This window comes from Actinosynnema sp. NPDC002837, assembly GCF_040295345.1.
Lineage (GTDB): Bacteria > Actinomycetota > Actinomycetes > Mycobacteriales > Pseudonocardiaceae > Actinosynnema.
This window is the reverse complement of record NZ_JBEOVG010000078.1, coordinates 22,639-44,299: the sequence shown is the minus strand read 5'-3', so window position 1 is coordinate 44,299 and position 21,661 is coordinate 22,639. Positions and strand designations below refer to the sequence as shown.

The window sequence follows — 21,661 nt, the reverse complement described above, 5'->3', positions numbered from 1 at the left end:
AAGCCGGGCAGGCTTGGCGGACGCTTTTCCCGCCAGGCCTGCCCGGCTTTGGCCTGCCTGGGGTGCCCGTAAGGGCCCCATGTCAAATCGAGCCGGACTGAAATCGTCGATCCGAGCCAGCCTCAACCACCGCACCTGCACCAGATTGCCGGACACCGCACCACCCCGCCGGGGATCGCAAGCTGATCGCAAGGTTCGACGCGGGCGTTTCCGAGCCACCGCCCCCCGCACCACCACAAGAATCCCGGGTTGCCCCACCCCGCCCCACCACCCCGCCCCACCACCCGCACCACCACCTCGCACCACCACCCCGCACCACACCCGACGAGGAAGTCGATCCCCGCACTGTGACCGCCATCCCCGGTGACCACCACGTGTCCGCGCTCGTCCTGATCTGCGACCACTGCGGACGTGTGCACAACCGGCCCGATGAGGCCGCCACCAGATGGCCGGCGCTCTGGGCACAGGCCGTCGCCGCGGGCTGGCACGGCCTGGACCGCCCGGTCGGCCCTCACTTCTGCTTCCGCTGCACCGCCTGACGGGCCGCTCCCTCCCGCCTCTCCCGGCCGCTCCCTCCCACCGCGGCCTCACCGCGCCCCAGGCGGCCTCCAACCGTTCATTGCCCAACCCCGGATACAGTACGGGGGTAGGGTGCGCGCCTGGCCCCTCCGTGGGTGACGCCAGTCACCCCACCTGACGTCCGAGTTGACTCAGGTACCCCCCAGGGGTATGAATATCCCTGACGGGCACGCAACAGGTGACCGAAGGGAGTGGACATGCGGGGTTACACCTCCGGCAAGGACGACGTCCTCAAGCGCTTGCGCCGGGTCGAGGGGCAGGTCCGCGGGCTGCAGCGGATGGTCGAGGACGACGAGTACTGCATCGACGTCCTGACCCAGATCGCCGCGGCGACCAAGGCGCTCCAGGCGGTCTCCCTCGGTCTGCTCGACGAGCACCTGAAGCACTGCGTAGCGGACGCCCTCACCCAGGGTGGCGAGAACGCCGACGCCAAGGTCCGCGAGGCGAGCGACGCGATCGCCCGCCTGGTGCGTTCCTAGCGGCTGCGCACGCCACCCGAGTCACACCGGATCAACGAACCAGGAGCACCCGATGGCCGAGTCCACTTTCACCGTCACCGGCATGACCTGCGGCCACTGCGTCGCCTCCGTGACCGAAGAGGTCACCAAGATCGACGGCGTGACCGGCGTGAACGTCGACCTGCCGACGGGCGCGGTCAAGGTGACCAGCGCCGCCCCGGTCGCCGAGGCGGACGTCCGCGCGGCCGTCGAGGAAGCGGGCTACGCCCTCGCGGGCTGACCCACGACCACCCCGATCAATCCCGACCAGGACCTGATCACGGCACAGCAGCCGAACCCCGGAGCCCGTCGGACGTGACGGGCTCCACCAGTCTCGAGGACTGACCAATGAACACAGCAGCGAAGCTCTCCGCCTACGGTGCGGTACTCGCCCTGGTCGCCGGTGGCGCCTGGGCGGCCGGTAGCGCTGTCGGTCCCTTCGCCGTCGAAGCCGCTCCGAGCGGCCACGACGACACGTCCGGTGCTGAGGGCGCCGGCCACGGGGACGACCACAGCGGCACCGTCGCGGAGACCGCGCGCAACGACCAGCCCGCGGGGCTGGCGTCGTCCAGGGGCGGTTACACCCTCACGCCCACCGACACGACGCTGACCACGGGAACCGACTCCTTCTCCTTCCGCATCCTCGGCCCCGACGGCGCGGCGGTCACCGCCTACGACGTCGAGCACGACAAGCGGATGCACCTCATCGCCGTCCGCCGCGACACCTCCAACTTCCGGCACGTCCACCCCGAGATGGCGCCTGACGGCACGTGGACCGTGCCGCTGGACCTGCCCGACGCCGGCAGCTACCGCGTGTTCGCCGACTTCAAGCCCACCGGTGGCGAAGGGGTCACGCTCGGTGTCGACGTCAACGCGGCGGGTGCGTTCGAACCGCGCGCCCACGAGCCGTCGCGCGTCGCCGAGGTCGACGGCTACCAGGTCCGCCTCGACGGCGACCTCGTGCCCGGCAAGGCCTCGCCGGTGCGGCTGACCGTGAGCAAGGACGGCGTGCCGGTCACCGACCTGCAGCCCTACCTGGCGGCGTACGGTCACCTGGTGGCGTTGCGCGAGGGCGACCTGGCCTACCTCCACGTGCACCCCGAGGGCGCTCCCGGTGACGGCAGGACACCCGCCGGCCCGGAGATCGCATTCGTCGCCGAGGTGCCGTCGGCCGGTGGCTACCGGCTGTTCCTGGACTTCCAGCACGACGGCGTCGTGCGCACGGCCGAGTTCACCGTGGGCACCGACGGCGCCCACGCCGAAGGGGCGGAGGAGGAGCACGGCCATGGCTGACACCCGGATCGAACTGGCGATCACCGGCATGACCTGCGCCTCGTGCGCGGCCCGGATCGAGCGCAAGCTGAACAAGCTCGACGGCGTGACCGCGACGGTGAACTACGCGACCGAGAAGGCGCGCGTCACGTTCCCCGCCGACCTCGACCCCCGGACCCTGGTCGAGCAGGTCGAGGCAGCCGGCTACCAAGCCGCCCTGCCCCCGCCCACCCCCTCGACCGACACCCCGGACACCCCCAACGACCCGACCGCCAACGACCCGACCGCCGTGCTCCGGCAGCGGCTGCTCGTGTCCGCGGTCCTCTCCGTCCCGGTGATCCTGCTCGCCATGGTCCCGGCGCTGCAGTTCACCTACTGGCAGTGGATCTCCCTCACGCTGGCGGCGCCGGTGCTGGTCTGGGGCGCGTGGCCGTTCCATCGCGCCGCGTGGGCGAACCTGCGCCACGGCGCGGCCACCATGGACACGCTGATCTCGATGGGCACGATCGCGGCGTTCGCCTGGTCGTTGTACGCGCTGCTGTTCGGCACCGCGGGCACGCCCGGCATGACGCACCCGTTCGAGCTGACGATCTCGCGCACCGACGGCGCCGGCGCGATCTACCTGGAGGTCGCGGCCGGGGTGACGACGTTCATCCTGGCGGGCCGCTACTTCGAGGCCCGGTCGAAGCGCCGTGCCGGCGCCGCCCTCCGCGCGTTGCTCGAACTCGGCGCGAAGGACGTCGCCGTGCTCCGCGACGGGCGCGAGGTCCGCGTCCCGATCGGCGACCTTGCGGTCGGCGACCGGTTCGTGGTCCGGCCGGGGGAGAAGATCGCCACCGACGGCGTGGTGGCCGAGGGCAGCTCGGCGGTCGACGCGAGCATGCTGACCGGCGAGTCGGTGCCGGTCGAGGTCGGTCCCGGTGACGCGGTGGTCGGCGCGACCGTCAACGCGGGTGGTCGGCTGGTGGTCCGCGCCACGCGGATCGGCGGCGACACCCAGCTGGCGCAGATGGCCAAGCTGGTCGAGGACGCGCAGAACGGCAAGGCGCAGGCGCAACGGCTCGCCGACCGGATCTCGGCGATCTTCGTGCCCGTCGTGATCGCCCTCTCGGTCGGCACCCTGGCGTTCTGGCTCGGCGCGGGCGGTGGCGTGTCGGGCGCGTTCACGGCGGCCGTCGCGGTGCTGATCATCGCGTGCCCGTGCGCCTTGGGCCTGGCCACGCCGACCGCGCTGCTGGTCGGCACCGGGCGCGGCGCGCAGCTGGGCATCCTGATCAAGGGGCCGGAGGTGCTGGAGTCGACCCGGCGCGTCGACACCGTGGTGCTGGACAAGACCGGCACCGTCACCACCGGGCGGATGAGCCTGGTGTCGGTGCACACCGCGCCCGGCGTCGACGAGGACGAGGTGCTGCGGCTGGCCGGTGCGCTGGAGCACGCCTCCGAGCACCCGATCGCCAAGGCCGTCGCGGCCGGTGCCCTCGAGCGGACGGGCGAGCTGCCCGAGGTCGAGGGCTTCCAGAACCTCGAAGGACTGGGCGTGCAGGGCGTGGTCGACGGGCACGCGCTGATCGTGGGGCGTGAGCGCCTGCTGGCCGAGTGGAGCGTCCACCTGGACGGTCCGCTGGCCGAGGCCAAGCGTGCGGCGGAGGAGAAGGGGCGCACCGCGGTCCTGGTGGCGTGGGACGGCGAGGCGCGAGCGGTCCTGGTCGTGTCGGACACCGTGAAGCCGACGTCCGTCGAAGCGGTCCGCCAGTTCCGCGCGCTCGGCCTGACCCCGGTGCTGCTGACCGGTGACAACGAGGCGGCGGCCCGCGCGGTCGCGGCCGAGGTCGGGATCACCGAGGTCATCGCCGAGGTGCTGCCGAAGGACAAGGTGGACGTGGTCGCCCGGCTCCAGGGCGAGGGCAAGGTCGTGGCGATGGTCGGTGACGGCGTGAACGACGCCGCCGCCCTCGCGAAGGCCGACCTCGGCCTGGCCATGGGCACCGGCACCGACGCCGCGATCGAGGCGAGCGACCTGACGCTCGTGCGGGGCGACCTGCGTGCGGCGGCGGACGCGATCCGGCTGTCCCGGCGGACCCTCGCCACGATCAAGGGCAACCTGTTCTGGGCGTTCGCGTACAACGTCGCCGCGCTGCCGCTGGCGGCGGCCGGGCTGCTCAACCCGATGATCGCGGGTGCCGCGATGGCGTTCTCGTCGGTGTTCGTGGTGTCGAACAGCCTGCGGCTGCGCGGGTTCCGCAGCACCGCGACCACCGACTCGCGGCCGAGCCGTTCGGCGGAGTCGGCGCAGGACAAGGTGCCCGCCGCCGTCTGACCGCGCCGCACCGTGGCCCGGAGCCGAACGTGGCTCCGGGCCACTTCACGTGCACCTGAGGGTTGAACTCGAGGGCCTGAGCGTTCGACACGCAGGATCTGAGCGTTCGACACGCGGGGCTTGAACGTTCGACACACGGGTCAGTGCGGGGGTCGCCAGAGCGGGCGCAGGAGCGGGCCGCCCTCGGGGAGGGCGATCGGGGCCCCGGACGGGGTGAAGCCGTGCCGGGCGTAGAGCGCGGCGCTGCGCGCAGTGCTCGCCTCCAGGTACACCGGTTGGCGCTCGGCGTCGGCACGGCTGAGGCGGTGGCGCAGGATGGCGCTGCCCACGCCTCGCCCCCGGCTCTCCGGCACCACCGCCATCGACGCCAGGTACAGGTGCGGCACGTCGGGGTGGGGGAGCGCGACCGCCGCCGCCATCCGCCGCAACGCCGGGTTCGCCCGGGCCTGTTCCGCCAAGGCGTCCGCCTGCCGCCGCAAGGGTTCGGCCGACTCCACCGCCATCCACGTGGACACGCCGACGACCACCCCGTCACGTTCGGCGACCACCACCTCCTGTTCGGTCAACGCGCGGGCCAGCCACTCGCGGAACAGCTCGGTGAAGTCGTGGCCGGTCATCGCCCACGCGGTCACCGCCTCGTCCGCGCACGCGGCCGCGAACACGGGGGCGATCCGGTCCAGCTCATCGACATCGGCGATTCTTTGTACGCTGTACACAAGAACAGTGTTTCCCAACGCCCAAGCATGTTCGACGGTATACGTCACACAACAGCAGCGTGACGAAAAGGAGGTCGACCGTGCGTTGCGCGCACTGCGGCACCGAACTCGCGCCGCCCACCCGGGGCCGACCGCGGCGGTACTGCGGCCGGGCCTGCCAGGCACGGGCCTACCGCGCGCGCAAGGACGGCGCGCACCCTCGACGGTCCTTTGTGGACAAAGTGCCCGCAGTGCCGCTCGACCGCGACCTGGTGGTCCGCACCGCCATCCAGCTCGCCGACGCCGAAGGGCTCGCCACCGTCTCGATGCGACTCGTCGCCGCCCGGCTCGGCACCTCCACGATGTCCTTGTACCACCACGTGTCCGGCAAGGACGACCTCGTCACGGCCATGGTCGACACCGTCCTCGCCGAGCACCGCCCACCCCCGCCCGACGCGACCGGCTGGCGCGCCCTGCTCGAACACGAGGCCCGCGAGGAGTGGGCGCTCTACCAACGGCACCCGTGGTCGCTGACCGCCCTCGCCACCACCCGCCCGCCACTGGGCCGCTCGCTCCTGGAGACCGTGGACCGCTTCCTCTCCGCCCTCGCCCTCGACCACCGCACCGCGCTCCCGGTGTACCTGCTGGTGAGCGGGTACGTGCAGGGCACAGCCCTGATGGCGGTGGCCGAGTTCGAGGCGGCCCGGGACACCGGCGTCAGCTCGCGCAGCTGGTGGCAGGCCCGGCTCGGCCGCCTCGGGGGCGTGGTCGGCTCGAACCGCTACCCCTGGCTCACCGAACTGGCCGCCGCCGACCCGCCGACCACCGCCGACCTGGACGGCTGGTTCGACTTCGGCCTGCACCGGGTCCTGGACGGCATCGCCTTCTTCCTCGAACCCGACGACCCCAACGCCCTCAACGAACCCGACAACACCCACGAGCCCCACGAACCCGACAACACCCACGAACCCCACAACACCGGACCCAACCCCCACGAACCCGGCTCACGCATGCCCGATCGCCGAGGTTGACTCACGCACGACCAACCGGCACGGCTGCCGGATCACCCCCGACGGCCGCCTCCCGTCCAACGCGTCGAACAGGTACCGCGCCGCCGTCGTGCCCAACCGCTCCAAGTCCAGGTCCACGGTCGTCAACGGCGGCCGGCAGTCGGCGGCGAAGTCCTCCCAGTTGTCGTAGCCGACGATCGCCACGTCCTCCGGTATCCGCTTCCCCAAGCGGGACAACGTGTCCGCGACCCCCGTCGCGATCTGGTCGTTGCCGCAGAACACCGCGTCCACCTCGGGATCGGTGGCCAGCAGCATCCGGGCCGCGTGCCGTCCCCAGCGCTGCGACCACTCGCCGTACAGCGGCGCGCCGCCCGCCAGCCCCAACCCGTGCTCGGCGAGCACCCGGTGCAACGCGGTCACGCGGTCACGGGCCGCGCGATACGTCTGCGGCCCGGTGATGTGGCCGATCCGCTTGCGCTGCAACGACACCAGGTGCTCCACCGCCAGGCGCGCGCCGCCCTCGTCGTCGGCGATCACCGACAGGTCGTCCGGGTCGCTGGACTCGCAGTAGACGTACACGACCGGCACCGGGATGTCGCGGGTCAGCGACGGCCGGATGTCGTTGTCGTCGCCCAGGATGATGAACCCGTCGACCTGCCTGGCCAGCAGCGTGCTGATGTAGTGCCGGCGCCGGATCGCGTCACCGCGCGCGTCGCACAGCAGCACCGACATCTGCTCGTTGGCCAACGCGTTCTCCACCCCCAGCAGGATCGGGATGGCGAACCGGCCGCCGAGCTCGTCGGTGAGCAGGCCGATGGTGCGCGTCCGCCCCGAGATCAACCCGCGCGCCAGGGCGTTGGGCTGGAACGACAACTCGGCGGCGGCCCGCAGCACGCGCTCGCGGGTGGCGGGCGCGACCTCGTCCCTGGCGTTGATGGCCTTGGACGCGGTGGAGATCGAGACGCCGGCCAGCCGCGCCACGTCGCTGAGGGTCACCGCGTCGGACCGCCGTCTGCCCATCGAAAGCCTTTCGAAAAGTTTGTCGAACGCCGAATCGATTGTAGGCGCTCTTCACGACCATGAACCGCCATCGTGGACGACGTTTCCGAGACACCACAAGGACGATTGCCGAAAAGGTTTTCGGCTGCCAGAGTGCTGGACGAGCACACCGGACCGCGGGAGGTTGGGATGACAGTGACGTCGCCGGGCACCACTGCCGTCGGGGGACGTCCCGTCGTGCCGTCGCGGGGGAAGCTGCGCCCGCTCGGCCAGGACGAGGTCCGCATCACCGGCGGTTTCTGGCGGGCCCGCCAGGACGTCAACGCCACCGCCACCATCCCGCACGCCCGGTCGTGGATGGACCGGCTCGGCTGGACCGGCAACTTCGCGGGCCCCGACGCCGGCTCCGCCACCCGCCGCGGCCGGGAGTTCACCGACTCCGAGGTCTACAAGCTGCTGGAGGCGATGTCCTGGGAGGTCGGCCGCACGGGTGCGCCCGGCGCCCTCGACGCGCAGATCACCGAGCTGACCGGCGCGATCGCGGCGGCCCAGGCGGCGGACGGCTACCTGCACACCGCGTTCGGCCGCCCGGGCCAACCCGCCCGGTACAGCGACATGCTGTGGGGCCACGAGCTCTACTGCACCGGGCACCTGCTGCAAGCCGCCGTCGCGCGGGCCCGCACCCGCGGCGGTGACGACGACCCGCTCCTGGCCGTGGCCCGCCGCGCCGCCGACCACGTCTGCGAGGCGTTCGGACCCGACGGCACGCCCGGCGTCTGCGGCCACCCCGAGATCGAGCTGGGCTTGGTGGAACTGGCCCGCCTCACCGGCGAGCAGCGCTACCTGGACCAAGCCGCCCTCTTCGTCGAACGCCGCGGCCACCGGACGTTGCCGCGCCACCACTTCGGCTGGTCGTACTTCAGCGACGACCGGCCCGTCCGGCAGGCGGAAGTCCTGCACGGCCACGCCGTGCGCGCGCTCTACCTGGCCGCCGGCGCGGTGGACGTCGCGGTCGAGACGGGCGACGACGAGCTGCTCCAGAGCGTCGCCGCCCAGTTCGACCGCACGTTGGCCCGGCGCACGTACCTCACCGGCGGCATGGGCTCGCGGCACGCCGACGAGGCGTTCGGCGACGACTTCGTGCTGCCGTCGGACCGCGCGTACTCCGAGACGTGCGCCGGGGTGGCCGCGATCATGCTGGCCTGGCGGCTGCTGCTGGCCACCGGCGACGGTCGCTACGACGAGGTGATCGAGCGGATCCTCTACAACGTCGTCGCGACCGCGATCGGCGACGACGGCCGGTCCTTCTTCTACGCGCACACCCTGCACCAGCGCACGCCCACCGCCGCGTTGGCACGCGACGAGGAGCAGTTGGGGTTCGGCGGCGGGCCGCGGGCGCCGTGGTTCGAGGTGTCGTGCTGCCTGCCGAACGCGGCACGCCTGCTGGCCGGGCTCTCGTGCTACCTCGTCACGGCCGACGACACGGGCGTGCGGCTGCACCAGTACGTCGACGCCGAGGTCTCCACCCGGCTCGACGACGGCCGCGAGGTGGGCTTGCAGGTGCGCACCGGTCTCCCCGACGAGGGCACGGTGGCCGTGCGCGTGACCAAGACCGACGACCAGCCGTGGTCGATCACCCTGCGGGTGCCGCGGTGGGCGGTGGGCGCGGAGCTCGTCACCACCCACGGGCGGCGGCAGGTGCCGGTGGGCGACATCGTGGTGTACCGGTCGTTCGCGGTCGGCGAGGAGATCCGGCTGGAGCTGCCGACCCGGCCCCGCTTCACCGCGCCGGACCCGAGGATCGACGCGACGCGCGGCTGCGTGGCCGTGGAACGCGGGCCGCTGGTGTACTGCGCCGAGTCCGACGGCGACGCCGACCTCGACGCGCTGCGCGTGGACGACACCGTGCCGCCGGTCGACGCGGAGGCGGGCGTCGAGGTCCAGGCCCGGTTCGACGCGCCGCGCCCGGACGCGTGGCCCTACGGACCGCCGGAGCCGACCGACGGCGCCACCGGGCCGACCACCCCGCTGACCCTCGTGCCGTACCACCGCTGGGCGCGCGGCGGCCCTTCGACCATGCGGGTCTGGCTGCCCAGGACCTGACCGACCCGGGACCCGACCGACCCGGGACCCGACCGACGCAGGACCCCGACCGACGCAGGACCCCGACCGACCACCACCTGATGACCCACCCGGACCGTGCTCAAAGGAGAGACCGGTGAAAACCAGAGGGCTTCGCATTGCCTCCGCCGTGGCGGCGGGTGTGCTGGTGCTGGCCGCGTGCGGCGACCAGCGGGCCGAGGGCCCGGCGGGCGCGGACGACGGCGCGGTGCTGACGCTGTGGACCCGCGCGGCGACCGAATCCGTCTCCAAGGCCTACGCCGACGCCTACAACGCCACCCACCGCAACAAGGTGGAGGTGACCGCCTACCCGAACGAGGAGTACCCGGCCAAGCTCGCGTCGGCGGCGGGCGCGAAGTCGCTGCCCGACCTGTTCGCGGCCGACGTGGTGTTCGCGCCCCAGTACGCCTCGCAGGGCCTGTGGGCCGACATCACCGAGCGGCTCGCCGCGCTGCCCGTGAAGGACCGGCTCGCGCCGTCGCACCTGAAGGCCGGCACGTGGGAAGGCGCGAACTTCGCGTTGCCGCACACGATCGACCTGTCCGTGCTGCTGTACAACAAAGACCTCTACGCCAAGGCGGGCCTCGACCCGGAGCAGCCGCCGCGCACCCTGCGCGAGTTCGCCGACCACGCCCGCAAGGTCGACCAGCTCGGCGGTGACGTCAACGGCACGTACTTCGGCGGCAACTGCGGCGGGTGCGTCGAGTTCACGCTGTGGCCGTCGGTCTGGGCGGCGAACGGCGACGTGCTCGACCCCGAGGGCGAGGAGGCGAGGGTCGACTCGCCGGAGATGGCCGACGTGTTCGCCCTCTACCGCGAGCTGTACGAGCAGGGCGTGGCCGCGCCCGCGTCGAAGGACGAGGCCGGTCCCACCTGGCTCGGCGCGTTGCAGAGCGGGAACGTCGGCATCGCGCCGGCGCCGTCGGTCTGGCTGGACGCGCTGGAGCAGAAGGGCCTGAAGCTGGGCGTGGCCCCGATCAGCGGGCTCGCCGGCGGCGAGTCGACCTTCGTCGGCGGTGACGCGCTCGGCATCGGCGCGACCTCGGAGAAGGCCGAGCAGGCGTGGGACTTCCTGTCCTGGACCACGTCCGACGAGGCGCAGGTCGAGGTCGTCGCCAAGAACAAGGGCGTGCCGACCCGCACCGACCTGGCGGAGAACAAGTACTCCTCGGCCGACCCGCGCACCGTGCTGGTCAACGGCCTGGTGGCCAAGGGCCGCACGCCGTACGCGCGCAACTTCAACGTCTCGTTCAACGACCCGCAGAGCCCGTGGCTGCAAACCGTCCGGGGCGCGCTGTTCGGTGACGCGGGCACGGCGCTGGCCGACGGCAACACCGCCATCACCAAGTCGCTCCAGCAGGGCTGAGCAGCCACCGGAGGCTCGGATGTCCACGACGACGACGTCAAACCCGGCAACGACGGCCGCACCGGGCGCGCGCGCACCCCGACCGCGTTCGGAGTCGCGACCGGCGCGGAGGGGCCGTCGGCTGCGCGCGCTCGTCGGGGCCGCGTACGCCGCGCCGACCGCCGTGGTGGTGGGGCTGTTCTTCCTGGTGCCGTTGGCGCTCGTGGTCTGGATGTCCCTGCACCGCTGGCCCTTGCTGGGCAAGGCGAAGTTCAACGCGCCGGCCAACTACAGCGGCATCGGCGAGGACGAGCTGCTCCGCTCCGCGGCCTGGTTCACGGTCAAGTACACGGTGGTCATCACGGTGCTGCTGTTCGTGGTCGCGTTCGGGCTGGCGCTGCTGGTGCAGCACCGGCGGCCGGGCGTCGGCTTCTTCCGCACCGCGTTCTTCCTGCCGACGGCGGTCGGGTTCGCCAGCGCGTCCCTGCTGTTCCTCGGCCTGCTCAGCGACGAGATCGGGCCGGTGACCGACCTGCTGTCGTGGCTCGGGCTGGTCGACGGGTACGTGTCGTGGACCAGCGGCAGCCCGGGCTCGGCGCTCGGGTCCGCAGTGCTGCTGGTGCTGTGGCGGTTCGCCGGGTTCACCATGCTGATCCTGCTGACCGGGCTGCACGCGATCCCACCGGACGTCTACGAGGCCGCCCGGGTGGACGGCGCGAACCGGTGGCAGACGTTCCGGCGGATCACGGTGCCGCTGATGCGGCCCACGATCGCGCTGGTGCTCACCCTGATGACGACCGGTTCGCTGCTCGCGTTCGACCAGTTCTGGATCCTCACCCGCGGCGGGCCGGACAACAGCACCACCTCGCTGGTGATGGTGATCTACCGGGAGGCGTTCATCCGGCTCGACCTCGGCTCGGCCGCGGGCATCTCGGTGGTGCTGCTGGTCGTGCTCGTGGTGTTCAACGCCATCCAGTTCCGCGTGCTGCGCCGGAGGTCGTCGTGAAGACCACCGCGGGCAACCGCCGGGGCTACTACGTCACCGGCACGGCGCTGGCGATCCTGTTCCTCTTCCCGCTGGTGTGGGCCGGGTTCGCGTCCGTGCGCACGGACACCGGGTTCGGGCTGGAGAACTACGCCCGGCTGTTCACCTCCGCCAACGGCGTGCGGCTGGAGCACGTGCTCAACAGCGTGGTCGTCAGCGCGCTCACGGTGGGCGGCACGCTGTTCACCGCCACCCTCGGCGGCTACGCGTTCGGCCGGTTCCGGTTCCCCGGCCGCGACGCGCTGTTCCTGCTCACGCTGGCGATCCTGATGGTGCCGTACGCGACGATCCTCATCGCCCTGTACGTGCTGCTGGGGTGGCTGGGGCTGGAGGACTCGCTGGTCGGGCTGAGCCTGGTGCTCATCACGTTCCAGCTGCCGTTCTCGGTGTTCATGATGCGCAACTCGTTCGAGGCCGTGCCGCTGGAGCTGGAGGAGTCGGCCCGGGTCGACGGCTGCACCAGCGCCGGCACCCTCGTGCGGATCATGCTGCCCGCCGTGCGGCCGGGCCTGGTGACCGTCGGCCTGTTCGCGTTCCTGACCTCGTGGAGCGAGTTCTTCGCGCCGCTGATCCTGCTCAACTCCACCGACAAGTTCACCACCACCCTCGCCGTGGTCAACATGCGGACCGCGAGCCACGGGTCGATCGACTACGCCGCCCTCGAAGCGGGGGTGGTGTTCATGGCAGTTCCCTGCCTCGTGCTCTTCGCCGCCATGCAACGCAGCTACGTCCGCGGGTTCACCTCAGGCGCCGTCAAGGGCTGACCCCGCTGTCCGATGCTGCTTCGTCCGGCAATCGGAAGGAAGATGATCGTGTCACGATCATGGATGAGAACGGTGCTCGGCGCGGTGGTCCTCGCGCTGGCGGTGAGCGGCGCGGGCGTCGCGCAGGCCGAGCAGGCGCGTGACGTCACGGCCGCCGCCAACCCGGCGACGTGGAGCCCGCCGTCGAACCTGGTGACCCCGCTGAACCAGGTGTGGTCGCACCAGGAGAGCACGTACGGCAACCTGCACGGGTTCCGCAACTACGGCTGGGACCAGGTCTTCGTCAACGGCGGCTACCTGAACTTCTGCGTGCGGTGGGACTCGTCGGCGCCGGTGAGCGCGTCGCTGCGCGACCGCATCCACGCCAAGCTCGCCGAGCAGTACAAGAAGTGGACGGACCTGATGGTGGGGCACAACAACTGGCCCTACGCGCAGGTGCCCGTCAAGGTCGTCGGCTGGGCCGTGCGCGACCGCAGCACGTTGCAGTGGAGCGACAACTCGGTCGACATCTACGTCAACAACATCCGGGAGAACGCGCCGCAGTGCGCCGAGCAGTGCGGCCGGTTCTTCGTCCGCGACGGCCAGTACCGCAACTGCCCCGGCGGGGTGCCCCGGCACTACGACCAGTCGTTGTGGCTGACCGCCGGCATGGGCGGCGGCGCGGGCGGCGACTGGGGCCAGCGGATGGGCAGCGAGTACTTCGTCAACAATCTCGGCAGCACGGACGTGACGATCCTGCTGCACGAGATCGGGCACACGTTCGGTCTGGACGACTTCTACGACTGGACGCCCACCGGCGTGTCGAGCTTCATCATGAAGGCCGGCAGCGCCCGGAACATCACCGAGTTCGACGCGTGGATGTTCCGCGACTGGTGGCGGCACCTGAAGAGCCGCTACGGCCGCTGAGCGACGCCGGCGCCCCCGCGGCCCTGCACCCCGGGGGCGCCGGCCCTCCTCCCCACCGCGAGTCCTGTGCCACCACGTCACGGAAGGTGACGCGCATGTCCATGCCCACTCCATCACGTCGTGCCGTGCTGCGAGCGGGCGCGGTGGTCGCCTCGGCCACCGCCCTGCCCGCCCTGAGCAGCACCGCCGCCGCCGCCGACCCGGTCGCCTCCGCCGCGAGACCGGACACGGGCGCGTCGGCGCACGCGTTCCCGCTCGGCGCGGTGACGCTGCTGGCCGGACCGTTCCAGACCAACACCTCCCGCACCCACGCCTACCTCAAGTTCCTCGACGCCGACCGGCTGCTGCACACCTTCCGCCTCAACGTCGGCCTGCCGTCGTCGGTCGTCCCCTGTGGAGGGTGGGAGTCGCCGACCACCGAGCTGCGCGGCCACTCCACCGGTCACGTGCTGACCGCGCTGGCCCAGGCGTACGCGAGCACCGGCGACACCGCGTTCCGCACCAAGGGCGACTACCTGGTCGCCCAGCTCGCCACCTGCCAGGACCGGGCTCAGGCCGCCGGGTTCAACACCGGCTACCTGTCCGCGTTCCCGGAGAGCTTCATCGACCGCGTGGAAGCACGCCAGCAGGTCTGGGCGCCCTACTACACCCTGCACAAGATCCTGGCGGGCCTGCTGGACATGCACCTGCTGGCGGGCAACGCCCAGGCGCTCACCGTGCTGACCCGCATGGCGGCGTGGGTCGGCTGGCGCAACGGCCGGCTGACCCTGGCGCAGCGGCAGAACATGCTCAAGACCGAGTTCGGCGGCATGAACGAGGTGCTGACCAACCTCTACCAGCTCACCGGCGACCCGGCGCACCTCACCGCCGCGCAGTACTTCGACCACGCCGAGATCTTCGACCCGCTGGCGAACAACGTCGACGCGCTCAACGGCTACCACGCCAACACCCAGATCCCCAAGGCGGTCGGCGCGATCCGCGAGTACCACGCCACCGGCCTGACCCGGTACCGCGACATCGCGACCAACTTCTGGAACATCGTGGTGGGCACGCACACCTACGCCATCGGCGGCAACTCCAACGGCGAGTACTTCAAGGCGCCCGGCCGGATCGCGTCGGAGCTGTCGGACCACACGTGCGAGTGCTGCAACACCTACAACATGCTCAAGCTGACCCGCCAGCTGTTCCGCACCGACCCGAGGGCCCACTACTTCGACTTCCACGAGAAGGCCCTCTACAACCACCTGCTCGGCGGGCAGGACCCGGCGTCCGCGCACGGCCACCACAGCTACTACGTGCCGCTGCGGCCCGGCGGCCGGCGCACGTACAGCAACGACTACCAGGACTTCACCTGCTGCCACGGCACCGGGATGGAGACCAACACCAAGCACTCCGACAGCATCTACTTCCACGCCGGCAACACCCTGTACGTCAACCTGTTCATCGCCTCCACGCTCACCTGGCCGGGCCGGGGGATCACCGTGCGGCAGGACACCTCGTTCCCCGAGTCGCCGTCCACCCGCCTCACCGTCACCGGGTCCGGCCCGATCGACCTGCGCGTGCGCATCCCGTCCTGGGCCGCCGGCGCCCAGCTCAAGCTCAACGGCGCGGTGCAGGACGTGCCGACCGTGCCGGGCACGTACGCCCGCCTGGACCGGACGTGGAGCAACGGTGACGTGGTGGACCTCAGCCTGCCGATGGCGCTGACCCGGGAGCCGGCGCCGGACAACCCGGCCGTGCAGGCGGTCAAGCACGGACCGATCGTGCTCGCGGGCGGCTACGGCACGACCGACCTGACGTCGATGCCGACGCTCCAGCCCGGGACCCTGCGGGCCACGACCACCCCGCTGCGCTACACGGCGACGGCGAGCACGGGCCAGGTGACGCTGCTGCCGTTCTACCAGGCCCACGGCCAGCGCTACACGGTCTACTGGAACGTCACCGACACGCCCGCGCCGCCGCCGTTCATCGCGCACTACCCGTTCGACGAGGCGGCGGGCTCGGTGGCGGCCGACGCCACCGGCAACGGCCGGACCGCCACCCTCGCCGGCGGCGCGCGGTGGACCACCGGGCGCACCGGCTCGGCGGTCGACCTCGGCGGGGCGGGCGAGCACGTGCTGCTGCCGGCCGGCCTGCTGGCGGGCGCCACGGCGTTCAGCGTGGCCACCTGGGTGTGGCTGGGCGCCGTGACCACGTGGGCGCGGGTGTTCGACTTCGGCGCGGGCACCAGCACCTACCTGTTCCTGACCCCGCGCGGCTCGGCCGGCGGCGCCCGGTTCGCCATCACCACCGGCGGCGCGAGCGCCGAGCAGCGCATCGACGCGCCGTCACCCCTGCCCGCCGGCGCGTGGACGCACGTCGCCGTGACGCAGGCGGGCAACCTGGGCGTGCTCTACGTCAACGGCGTCGAGGCGGCCCGCAACACGGCGCTGACCGTGCGGCCGTCCGCGCTCGGCAGCACCACGCAGAACTGGATCGGGCGCTCCCAGTACGCGGGCGACCCCTACCTGGACGGCGCCGTGGACGGCTTCCGGGTCCACGGCCGCGCCCTCACCGCCGCCGAAGTGGCCGACCTGCACGCGACCGGCCGCTAGCCACCACCCCCCACCGTTAGGACTCACCCATGCGCACCCGACATCGGGCGGTGAAGCTGGGCGCGGCACTCGCGCTCGTCGCCTCCGCCGCCGTCGCACCGGCCGCGTCCGCGGCCAACCCGATCATCACCAGCGTCTACACCGCCGACCCCGCGCCACTGGTCGTCGGCAACACCTTGTACGTCTACGCGGGCCGCGACGAAGCGCCCACCGGCACCAACAACTTCGTCATGCGCGAGTGGCGGGTGCTCTCCTCGACCGATGCCGCCACCTGGACCGACCACGGGGCGAAGGCGAACATCGGCACCTTCCCGTGGGCGGGCGCGGACGCCTGGGCCAGTGAGGTCGAGGCGAAGAACGGCAAGTACTACTGGTACACCTCCGTCAACGGCAACGGCGCGGGGTGGATGGACATCGGCGTCGCGGTCGGCGACAGCCCGCTCGGGCCGTTCCGCGACGCCAAGGGCGGTCCGCTGATCAGCGACGGCACGCCCAACTCGTCCGGGCTGAACATCGACCCGACGGTGTTCACCGACGACGACGGCCAGTCCTACATCTACTGGGGCGGCTACTGGGGCGCGCGGGCGGCGAAGCTCAAGCCCAACATGATCGAGTTGGACGGCGCGGTGATCACGCCGCAGGGCCTGGCGAACTTCTGGGAAGCGCCCTGGATGTTCAAGCGCAACGGCCTCTACTACCTGATGTACGCGGCCAACGACACCAACGGCTGCGTCACCGACTCCAACTACGCCTGCCAGCGCTACGCCACGGCCACCAGCCCGCTGGGGCCGTGGACGCACCGCGGCGTCGTGCTCGACCGGGTCTCCTCGACCACGAACCACGCGGGCGTGGTGCAGTTCAACGGGCAGTGGTACATCGTCTACCACAACGCCAACGCGCCCGGCGGCGGCAACTTCCGCCGGTCCGTCGCGGTGGACCTGCTGCACTTCAACGCCGACGGCACGATGCGCAAGGTCACCCAGACCACGACCGGTCCGCCGCCGAACCCCGGCGCCGACCCCGGCACGGGCACGAACCTGGCCACCTCGGCGACCGCGTCCACCTCGCACGTCTCGGCGTGGGAGTCACTGGCCGCGCTCAACAACGGCGGCACGCCCGCGAGCTCCGCGGACCGCTCGAACCTCGCCTACGGCAACTGGCCCGAGCGCGGCACGCAGTGGGTCGAGTACCAGTGGCCGACCAGCCGCTCGATCAACAAGGTGGCCACGTACTGGTTCGACGACGACCAGGGCATCGACCTGCCCGCGTCGTGCAAGGTCCAGTACTTCAACGGCAGCGGGTACGTCGACGTGCCCGGCCAGTCCGCTTGCGGCGTGGCGGGCAACGCGTTCAACACCACCACGTTCACCGCCGTGAACACCACGCGGCTGCGGTTGTCGATCACCTCGAAGCCCGACTTCTCGACGGGGGTGTTGGAATGGCAAGCCTTCCAGGCGTGACCCGACGGCTGGCGACCGCGGTGGTGCTCGGCGCGCTCCTCGCGCCGGTCCCCAGCGCCTCCGCCGCCCAGACCATCGGCTACCCGACGTTCAACGGACCTTCGATCCCCGCGCCGCCGGTCGGCTACAGCACCGGCAGCACGATGAAGGCCATCTACGACGCCGAGAGCGGCGGCACGGACTTCTGGATGGACCGCCTGCTCGCCCGCCCGGGCAACGACCCGGCGGGCCCGTGGCTGATGACCCGCGGTCGCGGCGCGTTCATGTACACCCACAACCCGGCCGTGATCGGCTTCGGCGGCAACGCCGCGTACTGGGACAACATCAGCAGCCAGAACGCCTACGCCGTCACCGTGGGCTCGGGGACGCTGACCGAGCAGGTGTCGAGCCGGTGGCAGGCCCCGAGCCACTGGAAGGGCGTCTACACCGGCACGGGCGTGCGGGTGGAGGTGGCGAAGTTCATCACGCACAACAACGTCGCCGTGACCAACCTGACCGTCACGAACACCGGCTCGGCGTCCGCCACCCTGCCGCTGCGCGTCACCTCGCCGTACGCGACCACGGTCAGCGGCGCGGAGCTGACCGGCTCGCGGCAGGTGAAGAACAACCTCACCACCATCCGGCCGCGGTTGTCCGGCGACGGGTTCACCGCCGCGAGCGGCGCGCTGACCAGGTCCGTCACGTTGGGCGCCGGCCAGTCGACCACCACCAAGGTCGTGATGGGCTTCGTCACCGACGAGATCCCCGAGTCGCTGACCGAGTACAACGCCTACCGCGGCCACTCGCCGTCGGTCGCGTTCGCCACCCACGTGCGCGACTACAACCGCTGGTGGGCCGACCACATCCCCTACATCGACGTGCCCGACCCGGCGATCAAGAAGAACGTCTACTACCGCTGGTGGCTGATGCGCTTCAACCACCTCGACGTGGACATCCCTGGCCAGGACTTCCAGTTCCCGGTCTCGATCGAGGGCGTCACCGGCTACAACAACGCGATCGCGCTGACCCAGCCGATGCACATCGACGACCTGAAGTACCTGCGCGACCCGGTCTACTCGTACGGTCCGTGGCTGTCGGTCGGCCAGTCGTCCAAGGGCGGCCGGTTCATGGACAACCCCGGCGACCCGGAGAACTGGTCCAACTCCTACACCCAGTACATCTCCGAGGCGGCGTGGCGCAGCTACCAGATCCACGGCGGCCAGCCCGCCATCGCGGGCAACCTGGCCAAGTACGCCGAAGGTGACGTGAAGGGCCAACTGGCCACGTTCGACACCAACAACAACGGCGTCATCGAGTACGACTGGGGCGCCATGACCGGCAACGACGCCGACGCGGTGTCGTTCGACTGGCGCGCGGGCAACCTCGACCGGGCCGAGACCGCGTACGTGTGGAGCGGCGCGTCGGCCGCGCAGCAGGCGTACGCGCTGATCGGCGACACGGCGAAGGCGAGCGAGATGCAGGCGCTGGCCGACCGGATCCGCAACGGCGTGGTGACCACGCTGTGGAACCCGTCGCGGCAGCTGCTGGAGCACAAGCACGTGGCCACGAACGCGCACGTGCCGTGGAAGGAGATCAACAACTACTACCCGTTCTCGGTCGGCCTGATGCCGAACACCGACCAGTACAAGCAGGCGCTTCGGCTGTTCGCGGACCCGGCCGAGTACCCGGTGTTCCCGTTCTACACGGCCAACCAGCGCGACAAGGCCGAGGCGGCGCAGGCGGGCCACCCCGGTTCGAACAACTTCTCCACCATCAACTCCACGGTCCAGTTCCGGCTGTACTCCTCGGTGCTGCGCAACTACCCGAACCAGTGGATGACCGCCGAGGACTACAAGAAGCTGCTCTACTGGAACACCTGGGCGCAGTACGTCGGCGGCAACACGCAGTGGCCCGACGCCAACGAGTTCTGGGCAAACTGGAACGCGGGCGCCAAGACCATCGACTACCGCTCGTGGATCCACCACAACATCCTGGGCAGCAGCAACTGGACCGTGGTGGAGGACGTGGCCGGGCTGCGCCCGCGCACGGACAGCCGGATCGAGCTGTCGCCGATCAACATCGGCTGGTCGCACTTCGCGGTCAACAACCTGCGCTACCGCAACATGGACCTGAGCGTGGTGTGGGACGACCCGGCCGACGGCGTCACCCGCTACAACGGCGTGCCGCAGGGCTACTCGGTCTACCTCAACGGCACGCGCGCGTTCACCGTCGACCGGCTGACCCGGGTGCTCTACAACCCGGCGAACGGCGAGGTCACGTTCCCGTCCGGTGCGGGCACGGTGAACCACAGCGTGCCGGTCAGCGGGTTGCAGGCGCCGCAGAACGTGGCGCACGGCAGCGCGCGGATGGTCGACGTGTTCGCCAAGGCGGGCGTCGACCTGACCTCGACCACGCCGAACCTGGCGCAGGGCGCGGGCGTCACGGCGTCCTACACCGCGTCCGGCACGTCGGTCGGGGCGGCGGTGGACGGGTTCCCGACCAACGAGCCGCTGTGGGGCACGTCGGGATCGCCGAACGGCACCGACCACTACGAGATCGACTTCCGGCAGCAGCGGACGGTCGACGAGGTGCGGCTGCACTTCCGCGACGACCGGGCGGGCAACCGGTACCGCGCGCCGTCGTCGTACGCGGTCCAGTACTGGAACGGCTCGGCGTGGGTCGCCGCGGCGGCGCAGAGCAAGACGCCGACGACGCCGAAGGCCAACTACAACCGGGTCCGGTTCACGCCGGTGTCCACGCAGCGGATCCGGGTCCAGGTGACGCACGCGTCCGGGTTCAAGACCGGGTTGACCGAGGTGAAGGCCTACAACCGGGGCGGCGGCACGGATCCGCAACCCCCGCCGAACCTGGCCGGGTCCGCCACGCCGTCGGCCTCGTACACCTCGCCGTGGGAGTCGGTGGCCGCGATCAACGACGGCGTCGACCCGCCGTCGTCCAACGACACCGTCAACCCGCGGTGGGGCACCTGGCCCAACACCGGCGAGCAGTGGGCCGAGCTGACGTGGACCTCGGCGCAGTCGGTGCGCTCGGCGCGGGTGTACTTCTTCGACGACAACGGGGGAGTGCGCGTGCCGGCGTCGTGGAAGGTGCAGCACTGGAACGGGTCGGCCTACGTCGACGTGGCCGGTGCGAGCGGGTACCCGGTGGCGACGGACGCCTACCAGGAGGTGACGTTCACGCCGGTGAGCACGACGCGGTTGCGGGTCGTGCTCCAGAGCGGGACGGACTCGGTCGGGCTGCTGGAGGTGAAGGCCTTCGGGTGACCGGACGGGTGTGAAGAGGGGGACCGGTCGCGCCGCCGGTCCCCCTTTCCACGCGGCGGTGTCAGCAGCCGCCGCAGTTGTAGTAGGTGACGTCCCAGTGGTTGCTCTCCAGGAAGTAGACGTTCCCGGAGCCGGAGCGCCACTTGTTGCCACCGATGTAGGCGAAGGTGCCGCGGATGTAGTTGCCGAGGCACGTGGAGAGGCTGTAGTCGAGCTTGTAGCCGTTCCAGTGGCTGTAGGTGCCGCTGGCGTGCCCGGTCTCGGTGCCGCCGGTGATGTTCAGCGCGCAGCCGGTGGCCCGCTTGAGGGTCTCCGCGCCCTGCACGGTCGTCAGGTTGATCTGCGAGAACGACGTGCAGGTCGGGTTGTTGCGGTCGCTGCACCCGCCGCTGGAGGACCACGTGATGCCGGCGGCGCGGAAGCGGGCCGCGGCCTCGGCGTGGGTCAGCTTCGTGACCAGGGCGGTGACCGGGGTGTCGGCGGCGGGGGAGAAGACGGTGTCCTGGACGGCTTCGGCGGGCGCGGCCGAGGCCATCGTCGCGCCGGTGAGGGCGAGCAGTGCCGTGGCGGCGGCCACGACGGCGGCGCGGAAGCGACCGGTACGCATGGGGGACTGTCCTTTCGACGGGCAGCCCTCGCCGAGGCCGGGATGGCGGGAACGGCGTGAGGGCTGCGGCAGGGGTCGTCGGACAGCCAGCTTAAGTGCCGGCAACTTACCGCACAGCAGCCAAGTGGGAGATTTTCTGACCAAACGAACCGTGGTATGGCGGCCGAGTCGTGCGCACGGGCTTGAT

17 protein-coding genes are annotated in these 21,661 nt (G+C 71.2%); 14 read left to right on the top strand and 3 right to left on the bottom strand.

The annotated features are described in order from the left end of the window. The first annotated feature begins 347 nt into the window (after positions 1-347). The 5 genes from ABTZ99_RS34980 (at position 348) to ABTZ99_RS34960 (ending at position 4,665) form a co-directional block, all read left to right on the top strand. A complete protein-coding gene (locus ABTZ99_RS34980; protein ID WP_499617545.1) occupies positions 348-539 on the top strand; it encodes a hypothetical protein in 192 nt (63 codons plus the stop codon). A 237-nt stretch (positions 540-776) separates the two neighbouring features. Continuing rightward, positions 777-1,058, top strand: coding sequence for a metal-sensitive transcriptional regulator (locus ABTZ99_RS34975; RefSeq protein WP_498775610.1), 282 nt, complete (start codon positions 777-779; stop codon positions 1,056-1,058). A 52-nt stretch (positions 1,059-1,110) separates the two neighbouring features. Beyond that, positions 1,111-1,317: a heavy-metal-associated domain-containing protein gene (locus tag ABTZ99_RS34970; RefSeq protein ID WP_498775608.1), complete on the top strand. Its 207-nt coding sequence runs from the start codon at positions 1,111-1,113 to the stop codon at positions 1,315-1,317. Positions 1,318-1,424: 107 nt separating this feature from the next. Next, positions 1,425-2,369 (top strand): DUF8832 domain-containing protein, encoded by a 945-nt coding sequence (locus ABTZ99_RS34965; RefSeq protein ID WP_498775606.1) that lies wholly within the window; start codon positions 1,425-1,427, stop codon positions 2,367-2,369. Further along, positions 2,362-4,665, top strand: coding sequence for a heavy metal translocating P-type ATPase (locus tag ABTZ99_RS34960; protein WP_499617542.1), 2,304 nt, complete (start codon positions 2,362-2,364; stop codon positions 4,663-4,665). Before ABTZ99_RS34965 ends, ABTZ99_RS34960 begins: the two co-directional genes overlap by 8 nt. Positions 4,666-4,805: 140 nt before the next feature. Here ABTZ99_RS34960 and ABTZ99_RS34955 read toward each other — a convergent pair whose 3' ends face one another. After that, on the bottom strand, positions 4,806-5,381 hold the full coding sequence (locus tag ABTZ99_RS34955; RefSeq protein WP_499617540.1) for a GNAT family N-acetyltransferase: 576 nt from the start codon (positions 5,379-5,381) through the stop codon (positions 4,806-4,808). A 230-nt stretch (positions 5,382-5,611) separates the two neighbouring features. Between ABTZ99_RS34955 and ABTZ99_RS34950 the strand changes: the two genes are divergently transcribed. Continuing rightward, the gene (locus ABTZ99_RS34950) at positions 5,612-6,391 is read left to right on the top strand and encodes a TetR/AcrR family transcriptional regulator (protein ID WP_499617538.1); all 780 of its coding nucleotides are present in this window, start codon (positions 5,612-5,614) and stop codon (positions 6,389-6,391) included. Here the strand turns inward: ABTZ99_RS34950 and ABTZ99_RS34945 are convergent. Then, entirely contained in the window at positions 6,365-7,390 is a 1,026-nt protein-coding gene (locus ABTZ99_RS34945; RefSeq protein ID WP_498775598.1) for a LacI family DNA-binding transcriptional regulator, read from the bottom strand. The two genes, ABTZ99_RS34950 and ABTZ99_RS34945, sit on opposite strands and share 27 nt — an antisense overlap. A 168-nt stretch (positions 7,391-7,558) precedes the next feature. On the opposite strand from ABTZ99_RS34945, the gene ABTZ99_RS34940 reads away from it, so the two are divergent. The 8 genes from ABTZ99_RS34940 (at position 7,559) to ABTZ99_RS34905 (ending at position 20,867) form a co-directional block, all read left to right on the top strand. Next, positions 7,559-9,472, top strand: coding sequence for a glycoside hydrolase family 127 protein (locus tag ABTZ99_RS34940; RefSeq protein ID WP_499617535.1), 1,914 nt, complete (start codon positions 7,559-7,561; stop codon positions 9,470-9,472). A 115-nt stretch (positions 9,473-9,587) separates the two neighbouring features. Then, complete coding sequence (locus ABTZ99_RS34935) at positions 9,588-10,856, top strand: ABC transporter substrate-binding protein (RefSeq protein ID WP_499617533.1); 1,269 nt, start codon at positions 9,588-9,590, stop codon at positions 10,854-10,856. 19 nt (positions 10,857-10,875) lie between these two features. Beyond that, positions 10,876-11,841 carry a carbohydrate ABC transporter permease gene (locus ABTZ99_RS34930; RefSeq protein ID WP_498775592.1) on the top strand — a complete coding sequence of 322 codons (966 nt, stop codon included), beginning with the start codon at positions 10,876-10,878 and terminating at the stop codon, positions 11,839-11,841. Next, entirely contained in the window at positions 11,838-12,644 is an 807-nt protein-coding gene (locus ABTZ99_RS34925) for a carbohydrate ABC transporter permease (RefSeq protein ID WP_499617531.1), read from the top strand. The genes ABTZ99_RS34930 and ABTZ99_RS34925 overlap by 4 nt, the downstream gene beginning before the upstream one ends. Positions 12,645-12,707: 63 nt before the next feature. After that, a complete protein-coding gene (locus ABTZ99_RS34920) occupies positions 12,708-13,550 on the top strand; it encodes a hypothetical protein (protein ID WP_499617529.1) in 843 nt (280 codons plus the stop codon). A 95-nt stretch (positions 13,551-13,645) separates the two neighbouring features. Continuing rightward, entirely contained in the window at positions 13,646-16,144 is a 2,499-nt protein-coding gene (locus ABTZ99_RS34915; RefSeq protein WP_499617527.1) for a glycoside hydrolase family 127 protein, read from the top strand. A gap of 29 nt (positions 16,145-16,173) precedes the next feature. Next, positions 16,174-17,604 (top strand): glycoside hydrolase family 43 protein, encoded by a 1,431-nt coding sequence (locus ABTZ99_RS34910; RefSeq protein WP_499617525.1) that lies wholly within the window; start codon positions 16,174-16,176, stop codon positions 17,602-17,604. Continuing rightward, a complete protein-coding gene (locus ABTZ99_RS34905; protein ID WP_499617523.1) occupies positions 17,601-20,867 on the top strand; it encodes a galactose-binding domain-containing protein in 3,267 nt (1,088 codons plus the stop codon). Before ABTZ99_RS34910 ends, ABTZ99_RS34905 begins: the two co-directional genes overlap by 4 nt. A 61-nt stretch (positions 20,868-20,928) precedes the next feature. Here the strand turns inward: ABTZ99_RS34905 and ABTZ99_RS34900 are convergent, their stop codons facing one another. Further along, a complete protein-coding gene (locus ABTZ99_RS34900; RefSeq protein ID WP_499617521.1) occupies positions 20,929-21,474 on the bottom strand; it encodes a hypothetical protein in 546 nt (181 codons plus the stop codon). Positions 21,475-21,661 lie beyond the last annotated feature (187 nt).